Source organism: Desulfosediminicola sp. (genome assembly GCF_048381775.1).
In the GTDB taxonomy this organism is placed as follows: domain Bacteria; phylum Desulfobacterota; class Desulfobulbia; order Desulfobulbales; family Desulfocapsaceae; genus Desulfopila; species Desulfopila ganghwensis.
In genome coordinates this window covers 24,460-46,101 of sequence record NZ_JBLXGE010000017.1, presented here as the reverse complement: position 1 = coordinate 46,101, position 21,642 = coordinate 24,460, and the positions used below count along the sequence as shown (strand labels likewise).

The 21,642-nt window shown below is 48.2% G+C and carries 23 protein-coding genes; 9 read left to right on the top strand and 14 right to left on the bottom strand.

Going from position 1 to position 21,642, the window contains the following annotated elements; genetic code table 11:
* Nucleotides 1–6: 6 nt before the first annotated feature.
* The 10 genes from ACN5NT_RS21645 to ACN5NT_RS21600 form a co-directional block, all read right to left on the bottom strand.
* Nucleotides 7–348, bottom strand: a complete 342-nt coding sequence (locus ACN5NT_RS21645; RefSeq protein WP_136798801.1) for a P-II family nitrogen regulator — start codon at nt 346–348, stop codon at nt 7–9.
* Complete coding sequence (locus tag ACN5NT_RS21640; RefSeq protein WP_167495847.1) at nt 345–1,145, bottom strand: DUF1538 domain-containing protein; 801 nt, start codon at nt 1,143–1,145, stop codon at nt 345–347. Before ACN5NT_RS21640 ends, ACN5NT_RS21645 begins: the two co-directional genes overlap by 4 nt.
* Before the next feature lie 11 nt (nt 1,146–1,156).
* Nucleotides 1,157–1,930: a DUF1538 domain-containing protein gene (locus tag ACN5NT_RS21635; protein WP_136798803.1), complete on the bottom strand. Its 774-nt coding sequence runs from the start codon at nt 1,928–1,930 to the stop codon at nt 1,157–1,159.
* Between the two features lie 207 nt (nt 1,931–2,137).
* The gene (locus ACN5NT_RS21630) at nt 2,138–2,338 is read right to left on the bottom strand and encodes a cold-shock protein (RefSeq protein WP_136798804.1); all 201 of its coding nucleotides are present in this window, start codon (nt 2,336–2,338) and stop codon (nt 2,138–2,140) included.
* 1,063 nt (nt 2,339–3,401) lie between these two features.
* Entirely contained in the window at nt 3,402–3,974 is a 573-nt protein-coding gene (locus ACN5NT_RS21625; protein ID WP_419176864.1) for a helix-turn-helix domain-containing protein, read from the bottom strand.
* A 58-nt stretch (nt 3,975–4,032) separates the two neighbouring features.
* Nucleotides 4,033–5,325, bottom strand: a complete 1,293-nt coding sequence (locus ACN5NT_RS21620) for a (Fe-S)-binding protein (protein WP_419176863.1) — start codon at nt 5,323–5,325, stop codon at nt 4,033–4,035.
* Nucleotides 5,325–6,695: an FAD-binding oxidoreductase gene (locus tag ACN5NT_RS21615; protein WP_419176862.1), complete on the bottom strand. Its 1,371-nt coding sequence runs from the start codon at nt 6,693–6,695 to the stop codon at nt 5,325–5,327. Before ACN5NT_RS21615 ends, ACN5NT_RS21620 begins: the two co-directional genes overlap by 1 nt.
* A 32-nt stretch (nt 6,696–6,727) precedes the next feature.
* On the bottom strand, nt 6,728–8,008 hold the full coding sequence (locus tag ACN5NT_RS21610) for a TRAP transporter large permease (protein ID WP_419176861.1): 1,281 nt from the start codon (nt 8,006–8,008) through the stop codon (nt 6,728–6,730).
* Nucleotides 8,002–8,508 (bottom strand): TRAP transporter small permease, encoded by a 507-nt coding sequence (locus tag ACN5NT_RS21605; protein WP_419176860.1) that lies wholly within the window; start codon nt 8,506–8,508, stop codon nt 8,002–8,004. The genes ACN5NT_RS21610 and ACN5NT_RS21605 overlap by 7 nt, the downstream gene beginning before the upstream one ends.
* 110 nt (nt 8,509–8,618) lie before the next feature.
* Nucleotides 8,619–9,656, bottom strand: a complete 1,038-nt coding sequence (locus tag ACN5NT_RS21600; protein WP_419176859.1) for a DctP family TRAP transporter solute-binding subunit — start codon at nt 9,654–9,656, stop codon at nt 8,619–8,621.
* A 502-nt stretch (nt 9,657–10,158) separates the two neighbouring features.
* On the opposite strand from ACN5NT_RS21600, the gene ACN5NT_RS21595 reads away from it, so the two are divergent.
* From ACN5NT_RS21595 to ACN5NT_RS21580, 4 genes are all read left to right on the top strand, one after another.
* Complete coding sequence (locus ACN5NT_RS21595) at nt 10,159–10,728, top strand: YSC84-related protein (RefSeq protein WP_136798809.1); 570 nt, start codon at nt 10,159–10,161, stop codon at nt 10,726–10,728.
* A gap of 477 nt (nt 10,729–11,205) precedes the next feature.
* Nucleotides 11,206–12,495, top strand: coding sequence for an arylsulfotransferase family protein (locus ACN5NT_RS21590; RefSeq protein ID WP_167495844.1), 1,290 nt, complete (start codon nt 11,206–11,208; stop codon nt 12,493–12,495).
* Nucleotides 12,486–12,692 carry a hypothetical protein gene (locus ACN5NT_RS21585; RefSeq protein WP_419176858.1) on the top strand — a complete coding sequence of 69 codons (207 nt, stop codon included), beginning with the start codon at nt 12,486–12,488 and terminating at the stop codon, nt 12,690–12,692. The genes ACN5NT_RS21590 and ACN5NT_RS21585 overlap by 10 nt, the downstream gene beginning before the upstream one ends.
* A complete protein-coding gene (locus tag ACN5NT_RS21580; protein WP_419176857.1) occupies nt 12,689–14,155 on the top strand; it encodes a sulfotransferase in 1,467 nt (488 codons plus the stop codon). Before ACN5NT_RS21585 ends, ACN5NT_RS21580 begins: the two co-directional genes overlap by 4 nt.
* A 121-nt stretch (nt 14,156–14,276) precedes the next feature.
* Here the strand turns inward: ACN5NT_RS21580 and ACN5NT_RS21575 are convergent, their stop codons facing one another.
* Nucleotides 14,277–14,450, bottom strand: a complete 174-nt coding sequence (locus ACN5NT_RS21575; RefSeq protein WP_419176897.1) for a helix-turn-helix domain-containing protein — start codon at nt 14,448–14,450, stop codon at nt 14,277–14,279.
* Nucleotides 14,451–14,900: 450 nt separating this feature from the next.
* Between ACN5NT_RS21575 and ACN5NT_RS21570 the strand changes: the two genes are divergently transcribed.
* The gene (locus ACN5NT_RS21570; protein WP_136798814.1) at nt 14,901–15,086 is read left to right on the top strand and encodes a hypothetical protein; all 186 of its coding nucleotides are present in this window, start codon (nt 14,901–14,903) and stop codon (nt 15,084–15,086) included.
* A gap of 156 nt (nt 15,087–15,242) precedes the next feature.
* Here ACN5NT_RS21570 and ACN5NT_RS21565 read toward each other — a convergent pair whose 3' ends face one another.
* Nucleotides 15,243–15,614, bottom strand: a complete 372-nt coding sequence (locus tag ACN5NT_RS21565; protein ID WP_136798815.1) for a DoxX family protein — start codon at nt 15,612–15,614, stop codon at nt 15,243–15,245.
* Nucleotides 15,615–16,208: 594 nt separating this feature from the next.
* Here ACN5NT_RS21565 and ACN5NT_RS21560 point away from each other — a divergent pair.
* Nucleotides 16,209–17,027 (top strand): SGNH/GDSL hydrolase family protein, encoded by an 819-nt coding sequence (locus tag ACN5NT_RS21560; protein ID WP_419176856.1) that lies wholly within the window; start codon nt 16,209–16,211, stop codon nt 17,025–17,027.
* Between the two features lie 109 nt (nt 17,028–17,136).
* Nucleotides 17,137–17,601 (top strand): hypothetical protein, encoded by a 465-nt coding sequence (locus ACN5NT_RS21555; protein WP_136798817.1) that lies wholly within the window; start codon nt 17,137–17,139, stop codon nt 17,599–17,601.
* A gap of 45 nt (nt 17,602–17,646) precedes the next feature.
* On the opposite strand, the gene ACN5NT_RS21550 is transcribed toward ACN5NT_RS21555, so the two are convergent.
* Both ACN5NT_RS21550 and ACN5NT_RS21545 read right to left on the bottom strand, forming a co-directional pair.
* Nucleotides 17,647–18,024 carry a hypothetical protein gene (locus tag ACN5NT_RS21550; protein ID WP_136798818.1) on the bottom strand — a complete coding sequence of 126 codons (378 nt, stop codon included), beginning with the start codon at nt 18,022–18,024 and terminating at the stop codon, nt 17,647–17,649.
* 84 nt (nt 18,025–18,108) lie between these two features.
* A complete protein-coding gene (locus ACN5NT_RS21545) occupies nt 18,109–19,461 on the bottom strand; it encodes a radical SAM/SPASM family putative metalloenzyme maturase (protein WP_136798819.1) in 1,353 nt (450 codons plus the stop codon).
* Nucleotides 19,462–19,612: 151 nt separating this feature from the next.
* On the opposite strand from ACN5NT_RS21545, the gene ACN5NT_RS21540 reads away from it, so the two are divergent.
* On the top strand, nt 19,613–20,533 hold the full coding sequence (locus tag ACN5NT_RS21540; protein ID WP_136798820.1) for a sulfite exporter TauE/SafE family protein: 921 nt from the start codon (nt 19,613–19,615) through the stop codon (nt 20,531–20,533).
* Between the two features lie 56 nt (nt 20,534–20,589).
* Nucleotides 20,590–21,624 carry a TOBE domain-containing protein gene (locus tag ACN5NT_RS21535; RefSeq protein ID WP_136798821.1) on the top strand — a complete coding sequence of 345 codons (1,035 nt, stop codon included), beginning with the start codon at nt 20,590–20,592 and terminating at the stop codon, nt 21,622–21,624.
* Nucleotides 21,625–21,642: the final 18 nt, after the last annotated feature.

Genomic DNA, 21,642 nt, shown 5'->3' with positions numbered 1-21,642 from the left:
GGTTTTTTATTTCTCGCCGGCGTATTTCTTAAAACTCTCCATCTGGGAATTGAGGCCAATCACATTGTCCACAGGCATGACAAATGCGATTCCGGTGCCCGGTTTTTCAAACTCACCAACCCTGCCTATGGTCTCGAGAATTTTCTCAACAAGGTGCTCTTCCAACAGAAACATAATAATATCAGTCTGCGCTTCCAGGCTTAAGCCGAAAAAGGTTTTCGCCTCACGGATGCCTGTGCCCCTGGCCGGGATGATTGTCGCCCCCGTTGCCCCTGAGGCTTTAGCCGCATCAACAATATTATCGGTCAATGTGGTCTTGACCGATGCCAGAATTATCTTGAATTTCATGTGTTCTCCTTCATTTTGGTATCGGTAACTCTTAGGTTGCGCCCCTGTTTATATTGAGCTATTTGGCCATAAGCAAGCACTGTTATTATTGGGAAAAGGCTGGCAAAAGCAATAAGGCCGAAGCCATCAACTGCCGGTGACCTGCCGGGAACAGAGGCTGCAAGACCGAGCCCAAGTGCGGCCACTATGGGAACAGTCACTGTGGAAGTGGTCACGCCGCCGGAATCATAGGCGAGCGGAATCAAAGTCTTCGGTGCAAAAAAGGTTTGTACGATTACCACCAGGTAGCCAGCCATTATGTAAAGATAAAGCGGAGTGCCGGTGATGATACGAAAGGTCCCCAGGCTGATACCGAATGCCACCCCGATTGCCACGGTGATTCTCAGCCCCCACTCGCTGACGGCACCACCCGACACCTCCTTCGCCTTGTAGGCAACCGCAATCAGAGAAGGTTCTGCCACTGTCGTAGCGAAACCGATGGCAGCGGCAAAAAGATAGATCCAGCCATATACTTTCCAATCAGTCAAATCAACAGCATCCGCGCCATTTTTTAAAAATTCCGGGTCGGTGAGCTGGGCTGCCATGATCTTGCCGAGCGGAAACAGGGCATCCTCCAGACCGGTCAAAAAAAAGGTCAGACCGAACAGCACATAGAGACTGCCAACCAGAATTCGGGTCAGGTTAGGGATACTCTGTTTGATGACCACCAGCTGGAAAAAGGCAAAGAGCAGGACGATTGGTAGCAAATCCCGACAGGTGAGGAGGAGGACTTTACTGAAATCAGTGATAAGTTCAATCATAATTAACCTCAGACACCAAAGACGATTACACCGTAGATCATGACAAACATCATAGGTAAAAGGGAGGCAAAGGCTATCAGCCCAAAACCGTCCAGCAGTGGGCTTCTGCCACGGATAACCGTTGCCAGACCAACGCCGAGGGCTGTTACCAGGGGTACAGTGATGGTCGAGGTGGTCACGCCTCCTGCATCATAAGCGATGCCGATTATCTCTTCCGGAGCGACAATAGTGATCAGCATAATCAGCACGTAACCGCCGATAATCATGAGGTGAATCGGCCAGTTGAGCAGGATTCTCAGTACACCGATAAGAATTGCGAACCCGACGGAAAACGCCACAGTAAGCCTGAGCCCAATACTATAGCGAGCCATAATTTCAGGCGAATTTTCAAGCAGACCACCCTCCACCGCAATCTTTGCAGCTTCTTTGGATATGGCGATCAGTGCGGGTTCCGCGACCGTGGTGGAAAACCCCAGGGCAAACGCGAATAAAAGCAGCCAGGTCAGACTTCCCTTCCTGGTGAGCGCCTGGGCCATAGACTCGCCAATTGGGAATAATGCGATCTCAAGCCCCTGGATAAACATGCTGAGACCAAGAATAACCATTACCAGCCCAACCAGCATCTCGCCAAGTTGTGGTAATGGCTGGCGGATGACCACTATCTGGAAAAATGCTATCACCATTATGATCGGCAGCAGGTCTATCACAGCCTGTCGCAACCGCTCTAAAATGTAGATGAGGGTCTTTGAACGATAGAATATCTTCAACCTCTGCTTACTCATTACTGGCTCACTCAACTCACGGGTAAATACTTCGAATTTAAAATATAATTTCGGGTGATTATAGCCGACACCTTCCAATATGCAAATCTGTTTTGCTACCGAACCAGAGGAGTGTCCGTAAAACCGGCAAACTCATCCCGCCAATTTTGGACAAAAAAAAACCCCGCCACAAGGGCGGGGTTCGATAAGCAATAAGCTATCGGCTCATTAGAGCTTAACGACGTTGGACGCAGCCGGTCCTTTAGCTCCATCAACAATCTCGAAGCTCACTCTCTCGCCTTCCTGGAGAGATCTGAAGCCATCAGACTGAATAGAGGAGTGATGTACGAAAACATCCGCACCACCATCCTGCTCGATAAAACCAAAACCTTTAGAATCGTTAAACCACTTAACTGTACCTTCTGCCATTTTACTACTCCTAGTTGATCGTGCTCAAAGTGCACTGTTCTTCTTCGGTTCCTCCTCAGAACCATTATACTACACCGTCTTTTACCGCCGATATCAATCGACTGAAATGAACGGTATACGGTACAGGAAAAGGCTACCAGGATAACCGGGCGACACTGATCCTGCGTGGCAAAAACGAACTCTTTGCAGAGCATTTCTGCCTTTGCCGTCTCTGTTCAGCAAGGTTGAGTGATTCCTCCGTCTTGCCGAAAATATTTTATTCTTTCTGAAGATAGTAAAAATAATCTTCTGAAAGTTTCTATTCTTTTCCCTGTATTTCCTTTCGGTAAGCAGCGGCTGCGTGTACCTGGGTGCTCTGTAGTCTTTCCTGTAAAAGTGTTTACTGATAACTTCGAGGAAAAACAACAATTAAGCGATTGGTTGGTATAGTTCCAGGATCTCGTGGCAGTCGCTTCTTCCGCCTGCCGGCATGTGTGGCTGACAACATTAGAGGCAATAAAGAATTGTCGTACCAAAAAACCGAAAAAACTCCCTCCGGTTAACTGTACAACTATTATTAATTGCTTTATCTCGTTGGGAAAGGTCAACATACGATCACACCGGTCAGATTAGAGACTATCCGCTATGACTGCATTAAGAGATTGGCCGGCTGGTATCGCCTGCCACAAGATGAGAACACGACTGAAATGAGCGTAAAATTTCTGTTCAAGTCGGCTTGGGAAAATCTGTACAACCGGGAAATGGTGCAATATCCTGATACCCTGTAAAGTTTTTTGGTAAAGCTTTTCCTTGTTACAATTCTCAGCAACACACCTTATGAAAAGGTGTAAGTTTATACTGCAACGTAGAAAATGGTACTACTTTTTTCTGCAATGACTGAATATAGGCAATTGTCTGCTTTTGTACAAGAGAAAAACATCACATCTGGTCAGCCATTCAACCTTTATACCATTTAAGAAAAATTATCCAACAGTTACCTGCTGATATTTTTTCCGGACATTGCTGCTGATGGTCTTGGGCCCTACTGTGATTGCTCCCGCCAATAGAGCCAGTGCATGAAATCCTACTGCCTGTTGCGCTTATAAAAGTAAATAACTACCATAAGTTTTGCCCTCTGCTCACCGATACTTCGACCGGCATGGGGGGTACAGGAATCAAAATAGGCATGATCTCCGGCTTCCATAAAAATGGTCTCCTCACCATACCGGAACTCCATACGCCCCTCCAGCACATAAATGAATTCCTCCCCCTCGTGCTGAAACATCGAGGTGAACTCATCAGGCGCATATATTATAAATGGTTCCATATTCTTACCCGGCTTTCCCGAAGCAAGAATTTCATAATCGTAGCCTACGTAATGACGACTCTCCCGGATAATTTTACCGTCAGCTTTCTTCGCAAAGAAAAGAGGTTGATCCTGCGGTAATCCAATCTCTTCTTTTAAGATATCGGTGGTCTCAAAGCCAAGCGCGCCGGCAATCTTGCTGAGTGTCGAGTAGGGGGGTGCCTTCTCCGATCGTTCAACCTTGGACAGGTAGCCTTTGGTGAGACCGGTCCGGTCTGCAAGCTCCTGCAGGGTTATATTCCTGGCTGTCCTGATCCTTTTTATATTGGTCGCTATTATTCGTTCATCCATGATTTCTAAAGCCCCGGATCCCGGTTTCCCCTATATTTTTGCATTTAACAAAATCAGGTTAAAGCCCGTTGCAGCTGTCACAGTCCCCATCTTCTTCACGGATTACATCCACCAGCTTTTGCTGCAGATATTTAGCAGGATGCATCATAGTGATATCATCTGCCGAATCGAGCCTCGCCGAGAGATTGATACGACATACCGGACAATCCGTGAGCCAGGTTTTCGCCCCTGTCCGGCGGATGTTGTCGATCTTGCTGCCGGCTATTTTTCCCGCGACTTCAGGGTACTCATAGAAGAAGGTACCACCTCCACCGCAACACTCGCTCGTATCTTCTGCAGCCACATAATCCACCTCGGCAATATTGTTTAACACCCGCTCAGCTGAGACAAAGGAATTTTTCAGGTGACAGGGGAGATGATAACTCACCGGACCTTCAGGAATAGGAGTGGATGAATCACGGGAGAATCGCATCTCTGACAGATGGCTGTACACAAACGACATGATATCGACCGTTTTTTCGGCTATGTCCAATGCCTTTTGCCGCATCAACTCTCCCCGGTCAAAACGCTCCATCATCGCTGCAAATTCATGCTTTAACGCCGAGCCACAGGTGGGGCAATCCACAATTATCGCCTTAATATCGGGTCGATGAAACGACTTAATATTCTGTTCAATATTGGTCAGCGCCTCATCAACACCCCCGTGATAGAGCATAGGTACCGAACAGCAGCTCTGCTCCCTGGGAATAATTACCCTGTACCCCAAACGGGTAAGAAGCCCAACTACAGCCTCACCGGTCTCGCCATAAATGTAATTGGAGGCGCAGCCTGTAAAGTAGAGTACTGTACCCCGTTCCTGTCCCGCCTCCTTCGCCGGCGCGATTTCTTCTGGAACAGTCTTCCTGAATTGTCTGCTGTTCAGCCTGGGAAAACGGTCAACTGCAATATTGCCCAACTTGAATCGGGCTGCAACCCGATCAGGCAGCACTCCCTGCCCCATTCGCGCCATCCCCATTGCCATTCGCAGGCGGCGCTCCCTGGCGAGCAGGTAGACCAAACCGCGGATCTCCAGCCGATCTCCATGATCGTCAATCAGGCGAGACCGCATCTCCATGAATGAGTTGTAATGATCAACCCCTGAAGGACAGTTGGCAGCACAGCTGCCGCACATCAGACATTTTGCTATCAACTCCTTCAATAGAGGTGTTGAAGCCAGTCGTTTTTCCCCATAAGCCCTGATCAGCTGAACCCTGGCTCGGGGTGAGGCCTGCTCCTCCTTGAGGACCTTGTAAACAGGACATACAGAAAGACAGATACCGCATTTACCACAATTTCCAGACGACTCACGCATTAGACAAACTTCCCGGGATTCAATATATTATTGGGATCTACGGCCTTTTTGATACATGCCATGAAGTCCCTGGACTCCTGGTCCATCACCAGGGGCAGGAACTCCGCCTTGGCAAGACCGATACCATGCTCACCTGAGAGAGTGCCCTCGAGCTCAGCTCCGGCCACAAAGATCTCTCGAAAAGCCTTTTTCACCAACTTCCACTCCTCCTGGTTCTTACGATCGGCGCAAATAAGCGGATGCATGTTGCCGTCACCGGCATGGGCCAAAACGCCCGCTTTGAGGTTATACTTTTCAGTTATCTGATAAATGCGGCGAATCATCTCCGGGACCTTGCTCACCGGCACGGTAACATCTTCTGAGAGAATATCAGGAGCGATCTTGGCAAATACCCCATAGGCAGCTCTTCTGGCTGCCCACAGCCTGTTGCGATCCGCTTCATCCTTAGCCTCCTCCACCGCCATGACATTGTGTTCTTTCACTTTGTGGACGATCTGGCTCCGCTCGCGATCACATGCTTCACGACTACCATCGACTTCAATCAGGAGCGTTCCGCCAGCTTCTCTCGGCAGCCCCATGTGAACCGCATCCTCAATGGCATTAATGGTCATCTTGTCCAGTAACTCCATGGATACCGGTAGGATACCGGAACCGATGATGTCTGACACCGCTCTCGCGGTTGAGTCGAGATCTGCGAACGTAACCAGCAGGGTCTGGGTTGTCTCAGGCCTGGCGATGACTTTCAAGGTCACCTCGGTCACCATCCCCAGGGTGCCTTCAGAGCCACAAAACAGTGAAGTGAAGTTATAACCGGTTACATCCTTGATATTCTTTGAGCCGAAACGTACCACTTTGCCGGAAGCGAGCACCACCTGCATGCCCAGCACATAATCCTTGGTAACCCCGTATTTCAGACAGCGTGGGCCACCGGCATTCAAGGCCACATTGCCGCCGATGGTCGAGAAGTTCATACTGCCGGGATCGGGTGGAAAGAAAAAACCGGAAGGAGCCAGCACCTTCTGCAGGTCACCATTAATCACACCCGGCTGAACCACCACATAACGGTCAGCGGTGTTCACCTCCATAATTTTATCCATCTTGGAAAAACAGAGCACAATGCCATGGTCAGCGGCAATGGGTGCCCCGCAAACGCTGGTCCCGGCCCCTCTTGCGGTAACCGGCACTTTGGCCCGGTTCGCCAGCGCCATGATTTTTGCAACTTCGTCGGTGGTTTTTGGAAAAATCACCGCATCCGGCATCGACTCTTCTAAAAAGGAATCGTACGCATAGCAGGTGAGTATCTCAGGCTCATCGCTGAACCTGTCTCCTAAAAGAGCAATGAGTTCTGATTTAACGGTTTGTTCAAGCATAACAACTTCGTCCTGTTAACAGATAAAAAGCATCAGCGCAGAAGGAGTTCCGGCAGCAGCAGTGAGATCGATGGAATATAGGTGACCAGCAGCAGGCAAAACAACATAATGCCCAGAAACGGCATGACCCCTCTGGCAACAGTCATCAGCGGTCGTTCCGTTATTCCTGAGGCAACAAAAAGATTGAGCCCGAACGGAGGCGTCAACATGCCCATCTGGATATTGAGTACCATCACCACACCAAAATGCACCAGATCGATGCCATAGCGGTTCAGCGTCTCATAAAAGAGCGGTGCCAGGATGAGCATGGCGCTGACATCATCCATGAAGCAGCCGAGAATAAGGAAAAGCAGGTTCACACAGAGCAGGAACATCCAGGGACTGTTGATATGCTGCACGATAATATCAGCCAGCTGCTGGGGTATCTGCTCTGCGGTCAGTAACCAGAGAAAGGTCATGGCGCAGGCAAGAATAAACAGCAGACAGGCCGAAAGCACAGCAGCCTCCTGGCAGACATTGGTAATATCCCTGATTTTGAACTCTTTATAGATAAAGATCTCGACAAAGAGCGCATAAACCACGCTCACCGCCGCAGCTTCGGTGGGGGTGAAAAGCCCTGAATAGATACCACCAAGCACCAGCACCGGCAGAATCAAGGCCCAGGCCCCCCGGCGGGCAGTAGTTATGATTTCTTCAACAGAACATTTTTTCTCAATACGCCAGTTATTGCGGCGGGCCACAACATAGGTGTATGCCATGAGCGCCGCACCGATCATAAGGCCGGGCAAAATGCCAGCCATAAACATCTCTGCCACGGAAACGTTCATCACCAGGCAGTAGAGGATCATCGGGATGGATGGCGGAATGACGATACCAAGCGAACCGGAGACGGTAATCAGACCAAGCGAGAATTTTTCACCATAGCCAGCTTTAATGAGGGCCGGAATCATGATGGAGCCAATGGCAACAACTGTGGCTGGTGATGAACCGGAGATGGCCGCAAAGAAGATACAGGCCAGAATACCTGCCATACCAAGCCCACCCGGAAACCAGCCCACCAGCGCATTGACAAATTCAATCAGTCGACGGGCAATTCCGCCGCGAGTCATTATCGAGCCCGCCAGGATAAAGAACGGAATGGCCAGCAATACAAAGTTATCAAGCGCATTAAAAAGCTGCTGGGCAACAATGTGCAGAGGCGTGCTGGTAAAAAGCATCAGACATACGGCTGTGCTGACGCCGAGGATAACCGCAATGGGAACCCCCATGAAGAGCAATACAAAAAAGATAATACAAACCGCAGCAATCAGCATTTCACCCCTCCGTCCCTCACAACTCTCAGGCCATTACGCAGATGCCCAAACCCCTGGCCGCAGAAACGCAACCCCATTACCACAGAGAAAAAAGGGATTGGCAGATACGCTATATACATCGGCATTTCCAAGGTTGGAGAAGTGGTCTCAAATCCGTACAGTCTGGTCACCATCTTCCATGCGTACCACGCCACCAGAAAGAAAAACGTTCCGGACAACAACGAGGTAATGGTTCGCAAAAATTGCTGCCAGGGAGAGGCGATTCTGGTCACAAAAAGATCCATCACAAAATGACTGCCGCTCTTCACTCCAATTGAGCCACCCAGAAAAGCTATAAACACGCCGAGATAACGGCCGACCTCTTCATACCAGGTGAAGGAATAGTTCAACAGGTATCGAGTAAAAACTTCAACAAAGCCGATCAAGGCAAGGCCAAGAATGGTCCAGACCAGGGTGAATTTCTCCACCCTGTCCACCAATTGCACTGCTCGCTCAATCATCACACATACCACCTGATTTGATTCATGCTGAAAACAGATAAAGCTGGCCGGTCACTTTCACAGCAACCGGCCAGCTTTGGATATCTTTCACACTTACTGCGGTTTCGTAATTACTGCTTATGCTCATTGATTTTGTCGAGCATGAAATCGAACAGATCATCACCAAATTTTTTGCGGTATTTATCCCACACAGGCTGAACAGCCTCCCTGAAACTTTCGCGTTCGGCATCGGTCAGGTGAATAACCTCAACCCCGTTGGCTTTGGCATATTCCTCAATGGAAATCTCGGACTTCGGCAGTTTGTTATGCAACTCGGCATTGACCTTGCGATTGGTATCGGTGGCAATTTTCGCAGCTTCCCTGAAGATCTGTCTGTCAGCATCACTTAAAGATTCCCAGTAGTCGATACCAACAATGATGGCACACTCGGTAACACTGTGCTGGGTCATGGTCACATATTTGGTAACCTCAGTGAATTTAACCAGGACCATTGTCAGAACGGGGTTTTCCTGGGCATCGATCACACCTGCCTGAAGAGCGTTATAGGTCTCAGGAAAAGGAATTCCCACCGGGGAAGCACCGAGTGCCTTGAAGGTGTCGAGGAAAACAGGTGAATTCATCACCCTGACTTTCAGACCTTTTACATCTTCCGGGGTTCGGACAGGTCGCTTGCTGTTGCCAAAATCACGAATCTCGTTTTCGGTCCAACCGATGCCGACAAAACCTTTCTTGGGGAAATAGGAAAAGATTTTTTCCTGCACTTCCTGGTCATCCAGGGTGGCATAAGCCGTTGCCCTGTTCGGGAAGATAAACGGCATGTCCATGATAGCAGCCTGGGGCACAAAATTCTGAAGAACTGCGGTGGTTATTGAGGCGATCTGCAATGTACCGCTCTGCACCTGTTCAGCCATTGATCGCTCGCCACCAAGCTGTCCGGCCGGAAATGTCTGAATATCGATACGGCCTTCAGTTTTTTCCTTCACATAGGCAGCAAAATCATCGATACCTTTGGACATACCATGGAATGGTGGTGCCACATGTCCAAACTTCACACTCGCCTGGGCAGATACCGCAACACCGGACACCAGTGCCAGGCCAATTACTCCACACGCCAGTTTTCTGACGTTTGTCATCACTCTATTCTTCATTGCAGATCCCCTGATAATTTGCGTTTCCGACTTGTTGCCATAATTCAGTCTGAAGAGCATCTTCCTGTCAGGGAAAATTCCACTCCAGCCACATCTCTTTCAGGCCGATCTTACCTTGAGTTCTCTCTTTGTCAACTTGATTTCAAGCAACAATCAGAAATTAATTCACCATCAGCACCTGATAAACTAATTTTATAAGCTTTACCTGCAGTCAAATTGCCAGTTATTCACTTTCGGATTTTCCCACCAACGAGGTGTTGCCAAGCTGGAAACATTTTGACACGTTTATCCCCAGTGGCAAATTGCAGATACCCCTCCCCGCAACCGACTTCTAACAATTTGTTATCACGAGAATTTGATTTTTTTTAGCCTAAAACATTGCCATAGCGGCCTTGCCTACTATATTAATGCAGTTTGAAATGTTTTAGATTTTCGTATATTACATACCATCTCCGTGATCATATGAGATGTCGTAATGGACCAACTCAATAGAGATTTGAACATGAAGAGTATAAAAGCAGTCGAACCCAAATCACGTTTTGCGCTCCTGGCTCTCATCGCGCTGACATTTCTTTCGTTTTCAACTTTTGCCCAGGCTAAATCGGCCCGTCAAATCGATATTGAGGTTGATGCGGCTCTCAAAAGTTTCACCCTGAACGTCAGCGGAGGACAGCAATTCCTGAACAGCGCCAGGGGAGTACTCGTGTTCCCGAGCGTGCTCAAGGGCGGCTTTGTCGTTGGTGGCGAGTATGGTGAAGGAGCACTGCTTGTTGGTGGCAAAACCGTCGATTATTACAACACAGCCAGCGCCTCGATAGGCTTCCAGCTTGGTGCCCAGGCTAAAACCATCATTATGGTGTTTATGGATGATTACGCACTACATAAGTTTCGTGCCAGCGACGGTTGGGAAGCGGGAGTTGATGGTTCTGTCGCCCTGGTGGAATGGGGTGCGGCAAAGAACCTCAGCACTACCAAAGTTCAGGACCCGATCATAGGTTTTGTATTCAACAACAAGGGATTGATGTACAACCTTACTGTGGAAGGCTCCAAGTTCAGCAAAATCCGCCGTTAAAAAATCAGTCTTACAAACCGGAGCAGCCATATGGCTGCTCCGGTTCGCTTTTTCCGGCAAATCGTTCAACTCTCAAAACCCAACCTCCTCAAGTTCGCATCCCAAGCCTCTTCAATGCAGTGGAATCTTCTCAAGTGTTTTGTCTGTAAAAATCGCTAACTATATATTGCAGTCAAAATTTCGTATCTGACTTCGTCTGAGTTTTTGAAAATTTCCTGCCAATTCTACAAAAGCCCCTCTAATACAGATATTTTAAATAATTCGAATTGGTCACATAGCTATTAACTATTCAACACCCATATTCGGAACTTCTTGTTTTAGATCTTTTTATGAGTTAGGATTTAATCCAATTGCACCACCCTGAAATCATTTTTTTGCCAAGTCGAGTACAAGCATTTCTCATAACCCTAGTCACATACAGCCATGAAATCCAAATCCGGTCCAAGTAAATTGATCTTCATCATTTCTTGCAGTTGGTTGGCTATACTATCAGCCTTCTCCATTGGTGTTTATGTTTACGCGACAAAAAAATGGCCTTATCCACTCATAGCAGAGATTGAAAAGTTCATCACCGGCGACAAGGAGGAAACAAAAACCTTGGTGGAAAAGGTGAAAAACGACCTGAACTTCAAACCGGAACGCCACATCATAAACTCAGACAGGGGTGATCTATTTTCAGGAAAATACACTTCGCTGACTGATATTCCGACAAAATCCCGTAGATCAAAACCCCTCATATACCTCTCCCCACAGGCACCCGAAGGATACCGCCTGATATATGGTGCTTTTGACATGGAAAAATCATTTCATGGTGCCATATTGCTGAACAATCAAGGTAAAGTCAGCCATATGTGGAATATCAGTCAGGAAAATGTCTCCTGGAAGCACAGACCCGATAATAACGTGTTCCCGCACGGCATAGAGATTGGCCGCGACGGCTCCATCGTGGTTGCATACGACTCTGGAACTTCGCTTACCCGTTATGACTACTGCAGCAACGAAGTCTGGCGGTTGAAAGGAAACTTTCACCACTCCGTCGCCCTGGATAACGATAACTCCGTCTGGGCGTGGGGAATCCCTGGAATAGATAAAGGTTATGGGATGAACCTGACTAAGGTCGATTACGATTCTGGCGAAGTTATCAGAACCTTTCCTTTACAGGAAATAATGGAGGCCAATCCAAGCATCGATATTTTTAGTATCTTACAGCAAGACAGTAGAGATGGTTCCAAGTGGGTGCCTGATCGCTGGCATCCCAATGATATCGAACCCCTGCCTGAAAAATGGATAGAACAATACCCAGGGTTCGAACCAGGTGACCTGTTGGTCAGTTTGCGCTCTCCGGACCTCATCTTCATCATAAACCCTGACACACTTGAGGTGAAATGGTGGCGACAGGGGTTGGCACGCCGACAACATGATCCCGACTGGAACAGTAAAGGCACTATCTCCATTTTCAACAACAATATGCACCGTGGTTTTTCGAGCATCATGGAGATCGACCCGGTCAGCTACAAACATAAAACCCTGGTTGACGGTGAAAAATATAATTTTTACACCTGGCACCAGGGCAAACACCAGTTTCTGGAAAATAATGGCATCCTTGTCACCTCTCCACAGCAGGGCTGGGTGTTTGAAGTAGATGAGCACGGAGAAATTGTCTTTGAATTCCTGAATTATTACGGAGGCAAAAAGCAGTTTATTAAAGTATCCGAAGCCAGGTTTCTCCCCACCAACTTTTTCGAGGAGCTCCCCGTATGCAGATAATTCTACTTTTATCATTACTTCTCGTCATGTTACCCCAAACCGCCCACGCCTATATTGGCCCGGGGCTTGGCATGGGTGTAGTCGGAGTCATTTTAGGAGTCATCTTCTCTATCGTTCTGGCGATATTCGGCATCTTCTGGTACCCGCTCAAGAGGGTCTACAAAAAAATCCGGACCAATGATAAACCGGCATCATGATATCGTTTGAGACTCTGCCGACACTACTGGCAGTCGTAATCGCCCCCTGCATTGTTTTCATCGAATCGTTCAGGGCATTACCCTTTAATGCTGAACTGATCAAGCTGCGTAAGCATTCTACGAAATCTGTTTCCGTTATCCGTTCCAGCAGAATAAGTGATCACTGGAAAGGGATGGTCATTCCCCATTATGCCAGGCTGATACTTCAATCAACCTGCTTGCTTGGCTTTTTCCTGCTACTCTGCTGCTCAGTCTTTACTCTCACATATCTTGCCACAGGATATCTTCTGAAAACCGATCTCACACAATCCTTCAACTCGTTCCTCAGAGTCGACACTCAAATTTCGGCGTTACTGGTAGGCACCCTCTACGCCATATTGAGAACGAAATTCACCGACTCCAAGCACAGTAAGCTTGATGCCTACTCAAGATCATCATCTTTTCTGCATCATCTTAGCTTGAATTATAAGGTGGTCCGGGAACTGGCATTCGATCTGGATTGTGCCGTAATTCCCAAGAGAGATCAGCCATCTCCTCCCCCTGTATTTGTCTCCGGACTGGCCAGAGGTGGCACCACCATATTGCTTGAGGCGTTGTACAGTACAGGAGTCTTTTCGACCCTCACATACCGTAATATGCCATTCGTTACAGCGCCTTATCTCTGGCCAAAAATCTCTCAGAACTATTATCAAACCGGAGAGAAAAAAGAACGTGCCCACGGCGATCGATTAGAGGTAAACTTCGATAGCCCTGAAGCGTTTGAAGAGATATTCTGGCTTACGTTCAGCAAAGAACAGTATGTTCAGAAAAACTCGTTAGCATTTCAGAGTCGAGACAAAGAGCTTGAGGAAAAATATAGAAAATATGTAAACAACATTCTCGCCGCGTCCTCAAGCACAAAAACAGGGACGAGGTATCTCGCCAAAAACAATAATAATTTACTAAGAATCGAATTAATCACAGCAGCATTTCCCGATGGCGTTATTCTGGTACCGTTTCGGAAGCCAATCGATCACGCCAGTTCCCTACTCAAACAACATCAGCACTTTTGTCAAATTCATAAGGAGACTCCTTTTGCACGTAAGTACATGAACTGGTTAGGCCACCATGAGTTTGGGGAGAACATCAAACTATTTGAAATCGACAGCACATTCCCGGCGGCTGCTCAGAGGCCTGCTCACTCCATCGAATTCTGGCTTCATTACTGGACCGTTTCATACAGAAAACTTCTTGATGATCACTCCCACCAGCTAGTATTTTTCAACTACGACACGCTTTGCAACTCCCCGGATACTCAGCTTACCAAGCTTGCAGCACTCCTTGATCTGGACCCGGATAAACTCGGTAGATTTGCCAAGTCAATACTCCCTGCCCGAAGCTACGCTCATGATTATGACATAGAGCCTGAGAATGTATCTCAAGCCCAAGCGGTGTACCTGAAACTTACCCAGGCTGCTCTTTAACCAGCCCCTGCGTGCACGCTGTGTGATAGCAAAGCAAAACAAGCTGGTCACTATCCATTCTCAGCGAGAAAACCACTCTCAACTTCGCTTATACACCCAACTATTTCATAAGAGTCCCTGGTTAAACAATCCCGGTAAGCTCCCTCCTGGCAAATTCTCCGGGGCTGTTGCCAAAAAAACGTTTAAACTCCCGGCTGAATTGCGCCGCACTCTCATAGCCCACCACACTGGCCACCTCATTCACCCGAGTCCCGCTCTGGCCAAGAAGGAGATCCCGGGCATTATTTAACCGAATTTTCTTGATTCACTGAACGGGAGAAGATGGAATAGAGTGGATTGTCACTTCCCTTGAAAAGCATGGCATGACAGCACTACTCTCTGAGACCCAGGACCTGAGTCTGGATACTTGCCGTGAGATACTGCGGAAAGCGCTTTAACCTGAAAATTTCATAAAATCACACGGAGCTGCATGGCACAATTACAATCGGCAATCATGCAGACTTCGGTGTAATCCTTCGCCTTGCCGGCCCAAAAACAGGGGTGGTTGCAATTGATCAAGAGGTCAATCCCGGCAACCACTTCTGTTGCAACATAAGGACTCTGTCAATTTGACAGGCGACATCATCTCTGCTATCAATTATTCGAGCATCTTATTCAAGGTATAGCCGCACCCTGTATCTTTTTGTTGCACATCACTCAGTGCGTGTGCAATTCCATAAAAATGGAGTGTAAAAAGGAGACTCGGATGAGCTACCCACAGCCTGCATCAGACCACCTTGAGATCCGGACCACAAACAATGTCATCACGTTGGAGGAGCTCGATCTTCAGAATCGCAAATTTCATCATCTGCATGATGAAGTCATTGCTGCCAAAGTAACTCATCTACTTCGCAAAGCTTTCTCTAAGGACGAGTATGAACAGTTGAGCTGATCAATACCGCCCTTCTCATAAGCATTTTATAGAAGGGCGGTACAAGCGGGTTCTCAATACCAAGCGATTTGCCCTGTATCGTAAATGGTGAAAACCTGAATTGAAATGCCATGCCTTCAATTCTTTTTCAGACCTGCTATTGCCTGCCTGTATGACTTATCTTTTCAATCGTTTCTTCTGATTACGCCACAATTCTATCGCTGCCAGACCCCAGAGTATCATTGCCGGGCTGGCTGTTTCCATTTCACCTGCCTGCCAATGCGTCAATAACGCACCAGTCATAGTAACAACAATAACCAGCGCTCCATAAAAGCGTGCCCTGGCAAACACAAGCAGTGCCGCACCAAGGATTTCGATGAGCCCGACCAGATACATCGACCATGCCGGATAGCCCCAACGCTCAAAATTCGCAACCATCCCCGGGTCCCCATCCAACTTGACATAACCGGCTGCAATAAAGAACGCTGCCAACAAAAAGGGGATAACAAGCTGCCTTGCCACGTACATAATTATTTTCAATGTTTCCATTATATTATTTGTCCATATCTCGTGCTATTCTCTTTAGCATTCAGAAAATTTCAGCTACACATTTTTCATAGTGTCTTTTCTCACCAATCATGACCATTGCGGCTAATTTTCGATTAAATGTCATTAAAAACCAGACAATGAACTACGACACCTTCATTTTGGCAGATTGGTGCCCGATCCGTTTCAAAGCGGAAGCAGTTGCCATCTTCTCAAGCATTGCTTCACCTGAAATTGAGACTGGATATGATGTTTAACATCTGCAGAATCAGTAACTCATGCTCGCTGGGATAACGAAAATTCTGCTATGTACCACACAATACCGTCAGTCCAGCACAAATCAAGCGAAAACAATCCTCCAAGCGCCCCCAGGGGTTCTGTTCAGGAAGGCTGGCACACCCAGCCTTCTTTTCCACCTCAAGCCAATCGACAGGTTCCGCTCACTCAGCATTGATTATAAACGACTCCGCTGAAATCATGGCTTTTTTAATTCAAAACTACTGATAATATCGCTTGCGCAATGCACCTTTTGTTTGATAGGTTTTATTTTCACATCTGCATTCACCGTTAACCATCATTTTTCCCAAGGGTGACTCAATGAAAAGAAAACATTCGTCAGTACCGTCCGTTATTTTCGGTGTTTTTCTTATTCTCTCGGCCGCAACAGCGACAACTTCACATGCCTACTCCACAATCTTTTCATTCGGTGACAGTCTCTCCGATACCGGCAACGCCGGACGTTTCACCGACGGACTCGTTTGGGTTGAAACAATGGCACATTCTGATGGCGCAACTCTCATCAATTATTCAGTGGGAGGAGGCACCACAGCTTATGACAATTATGTTGGAATCCCAAACTCCGGCCTGCAGGCACAGATCGATGCCTGGACCTTTTCCGGAGTTGCCCCGACTGACACCCTCGTTACACTCTGGGCCGGTGCCAACGACCTGCTCATTGGACCCCGTTATGACGGCCCTGTAAATATCTACAGTGCACTAGAAAAGCTGTACACATTAGGGGCCCGGGAAATCCTGGTCCCGAATCTACCCGACATTGGTGCAACACCAGCATTTATGAGTCAAGGTACCGATACAGCAGCCAATGCGACAGCATGGACTCTATGGTTCAATAGCGAACTCGAGACGAAATTGCAGGAATTTGTAAACATTCATTCTGACACAACACTCTATTTCCTTGATGCATTTTCTATTTTCGCAGCTATACCGGAAGAGCAGAGATCAGGACTCTTCTGGATAGATGGCTTCCACCCATCCGCAACCGGACATGAACTTATCGCAAAGAGCGCCCTTCAGGTTTTAAACCCGGTTCCGGAACCTGCCACTTGCCTGCTATTCTCCACAGGCCTTGCAATCGCTGGCATTGCAGGTCGCAGAAAGAAAAATAGTGCCGGTTGAACTCAACTTCATGCTCTCATGCCGATGGCAGGTTGTACAGTTGCTCTGCCATCGGTATACTTTAGGTGTCCTCTCTTACCGGAATCCTCGTTTTCATCGCGGAGACACCATGCTCAAAAAAATCTGGGGCCTTGTGGCCATACTCATCCCTCTGCTGACATTGGGGGGATGTGGCGTCACCAGACTGAGCCCCATTGAAGATCTTGAGCAGAAAGTGCAAAGCATTGACTACAGCACCAAAAAAATAGTTCTTATGGAACCGATGATATGGCTTGACAGCAGAGATGCGGAATCAGGCATTATTCTGCCCCAGGGAATTTATCAACTTGAGGCAGAGTCTGGAAATTATCTCTATTTCGCAGCGCCTGACTATATCGAATACAGAACATTGAGAGAAGACAACGAACCGGATCGCAGGTTCCTTTTCGGTGGGCTCTTCCTCTCGAAAAAATCCCACAAAAGAATTCCTGCAGGTGCGTATTACTCAATCTCCGATCTCAACAAAGTCCATTTCTGGCGACTCGGCGACGATTTTATCGAGATGGAAGGTGAGCAATGGCAGAAACTTTTCTGAGAGAACCTTCAAAACGAATTGCATGATCCCTGCCCGCCAAAATCATCAGGCAAATATCGGGATCTTCAGTAGTCCAAACAATCCAACCACAATAGCTGCAATTCCTACCGCTACTTCCAGGGAATTCAGTTTTTCGGCAGCTTTTTCCAGATAACCGCCTATTCCCGGAATAACCAGCACCTTACTTTTCAGCAATAATAAGCCGGCACAGACTCCAACCAGGTCGTGGACCACATACCCCGGCTTGAGCAGCAGAAAGAATGCCCCGAAGCCCAGACAAGCCCAGCCAATATACTGCTGATACTCTCTCAGCCAGCACTCGAGCTTTTGTAATCGCCAACCAACGCCCTGAATATCCCTCAATACCTCAATAGCCAGAATCACTCCCGCCGCGATGTTGGCAAGATCAAAAAAAGCTGTCATCTCCTCCTCCCCTGCCGGGCATACCAATGGCCGGCAAACAATTGCTCAACATCGATAGAAAAAGCGTAACTCTCACATCCTTTGCTACAGACAACGTATCCCTCCCAGGCTCCATTGACAATGACCACAGGGAACCTGGCTACCGAAACAGTCATTGGCCCCGCTGGCATTTTCGTTTATGAGATTCACACATGGTGCCATGGAACAGCTCCAGCACGGGGTGTACTCATATTCTCCAGCCTCTTGCCGAAATTGCCGAAATTCACCCCGCTGCCAGATCTCCGTCAGATTCATGTTGTTTATGTTGCCCATGATTCGCTCCCGGACCTGAATCTCTTCCTGCGAAACCCGGCACGAATAATTATGCCAGAGAAAGTGGCAAGGCATCACATCGCCTCTGACATTTATACAGGCAGTTTTCTCTTCAATAAAGGGACAGCTGCGCTGATCCTGGGCCTGCAATGGAGGCAACACAAGTTCTATCCCATGTTGTTGAGCGATACTGAAAGCCTCTTTACAGTATTGCTCAACCTCCTTGAGCGATATGCCGGAATAGTGAAACAATCCTTCCAGGTTCAGCCGGACATCGTGTTCCCTGGCTTCCTTTTGCAGTTGTGTAAGGATTTTCATCTCTGTTGCAGTGGACCGTGTTCCCGCGAACCTGCGGTAATTGGCAAAGGCCTTTTCCAACTCTACACCCTGCTCTTTCGCCCTGGTTTTATAACGCTCAAAAAGCGCAATGGCCCCTTGGAAACTGGGATTGAACAGACTTGCCTGCTCACTTTGGCCATCGTAGAGAATAAGGTTGGTGGTAATAATATAATCCACCCCGTTCTCTGCCCCCCAACGAATGAACTTTGGCAGCTGCCGGTAGTTTCCCCTGGTCAATACGATTTCAAGCCCGATGCGAAAGCCTGTTTTCGCGTATTTTCGTACAGCCTCCAGATTTTTCAAGCCACGCTGAACAGAGATAAACGAGTGTTCCTTACCCCCGTTGGTCCCGCACGCATTACCGATACCATCTCCAGGTTCAGAAAAATTATCCACAGAAAGACATATAGTTCCCAACCCGGCCGAAACAAGTTCCCGGCCACGTGACTCATCGAGAAGCAGACCATTACTCTGGAAGCCGATGGAAGAGTCTGCTTTCATCGCTTTCGCCGCCATTTCAACAATTTCAGGAAGGGCAGGATGCAACAACGGCTCCCCTATGCCATTCAGGACAAGAGCGTCTGCGTGAGCGAGAGCCGGAAGCAGCCTGCTGAAGGTAGCAAGAGACATATCATCTTCAACGATGCTGCTGCCCTCCATATATTTAACACACATCTCACATTGCAGATTGCAGCGCGTGGTAAGCTCTGCGTAAACCTTCTCTGGATTGCAACTCAATCTATTTTCCATCAAACCAAACACTTTTTCCTTTTCCGTTTTTGTCACCGCCTCAACCAAACAGCACTCTATAGTTCCACAATTCCACGCATTCCACCACTAACTTCCCTTGACTTCCATCATTCAGGCATGATAATTTTCCATGACACGAAAACTATAACTACCGTGTCACTACCAATTATCATTTGCGAGGTTATCCATGTTTTTCCCCATTTCCGGAGTTGAGGTTTCTTTATGGGTTCCCCCACTGGTGGCCTTTGTTATCTCCTTTTTCACTTCGATGGGAGGTATCTCCGGAGCGTTTCTGCTCTTGCCATACCAAATGACATTTCTTGGATATACAGCTCCTTCCGTGAGCGCCACCAACCAATTGTTTAACATTGTAGCCATCCCCAGCGGCGTCTACCGTTATTGCAAGGAGGGCCGAATGGTCTGGCCGCTGACCTGGATCATCATCCTCGGTACCTTACCTGGCGTATTCATTGGCGCTGTAGTCAGGGTTCTCTATCTGCCGGACCCCAGATATTTCAAACTTTTTGCCGCCTGCGTGCTGATCTACATAGGTATCAGGATGGTAAAAAGCCTGATGCAAATGCGACGGGAACGGGCCTCAAAAGTTGCGGCCCGGGAGAATGTTGCCAAAGATACCGAGATCATCGGCTCCCAGGTTCGGGTTACGCACCTGAGCTGGACTCGCATGTGCTATTCCTTCAATGAGACCGGGTTTGAGGTCTCAATCATATCACTTTTCATGCTCAGTCTCGTGGTCGGGGTGGTTGGCGGCATCTATGGTATAGGTGGCGGCTCAATTATTACCCCATTTCTGGTCACGTTCTTTGGGCTCCCGGTCCATACCGTGGCAGGTGCCGCTCTCATGGGAACGTTCGTCACCTCAGTGGCCGGAGTCATTTTTTACCAGGCCATTGCTCCATTTTTCCCTGAAACTGCTGTTTCTCCGGATTGGGCCTTAGGGCTGCTCTTCGGCCTGGGCGGAATGTTGGGCATTTACTTCGGGGCCCGCTGTCAGAAGTATGTCTCCGCCACACACATCAAGCTTATGCTCGCTGTGGTAATCATATTTACAGCCGTAAAATATATCGCTGACTTCATATTATCGTGATAATCATAAAGAGATGTGAAAGGTATTTTTCATAAAAAATCATCAATAGTTCTCACGTGAAAGTTGCAATTAAAGATCAGCGCAGTTATCTGGATGCAGAACAGCTGCACACCCTGGAAACACGCTTTCGCGAGTGGGCCAAAGCGCCAAAGCGAGACGATGTTCGTCTCTCCCGCCAGCGCATTCTCATTATCTTCCTGCTTATCCGTTATACCGGTGCAAAGCTGAGCGAGGTACTGTCACTCACTCCGGCAAATGATATCGATTTTGCCAATCATCAGATCAGCTTCAAGGGAGACAGGGCAGATGGTTCGCTTTCCAGCAGAAAGGTCCATATCTCTGAACAATTTGCCATTGAGCTGCAGGAGGTGCTCGACCTCCCGGAGTTTGCTCCTCTACTGAATTCCCTGGATGTAGACCCCGCCTTTATCCGCAGAAAATTTTACGAGCGGGCCCATGAATGCGGCTTCGACAAGCAGCTTGCCGGACCGGAGATGATACGTGGAGCCCGTGCAGCAGAGTTGATGCGCGGCAACCTGCCAATGCCGGCAGTACAGGAGATGCTCGGTCAGTCAACACCAAATCTCACCTCGGCCTATGTCACATTCACACCTGACGAGATCGATCGGTTAACACGGGTATACATTGAGCGTGAAGCAAACAGGAAGACAAGTGCCAGAAATTCCTTTTTCGGCAAAATACAAGCCATCCGCAAAGGTGAAATTCAGGCAACCATTACCCTTGCAACCCTCAGTGGCAACACCATCACTACCATGATCACCACTAACAGTCTGGAAAATCTTGGTCTGAGCGAAGGGCAACTCATAACGGCGGAAGTCAAGGCACCCTGGGTTATTCTGCAAAATTCATCCGAGCGGCCTGGCAGCAGCGCTGACAATGTGCTGAATGGCGTAATTCAAACCATCAACAGTGGTAAAGTGAGCAGTGAATATGTGGTGAAACTTGCCGACGGCACGACACTCTGCGCCGTCATCTCAAGCGAGAGCGGCCGGGCTCTCCGCCTGAAAGCGGGTGATGAGGTGTGGGCACTGTTCAACTGCTATGGTGTCATCCTGCATCTGGACGGATAAACCCCGCTCCATGGGCTG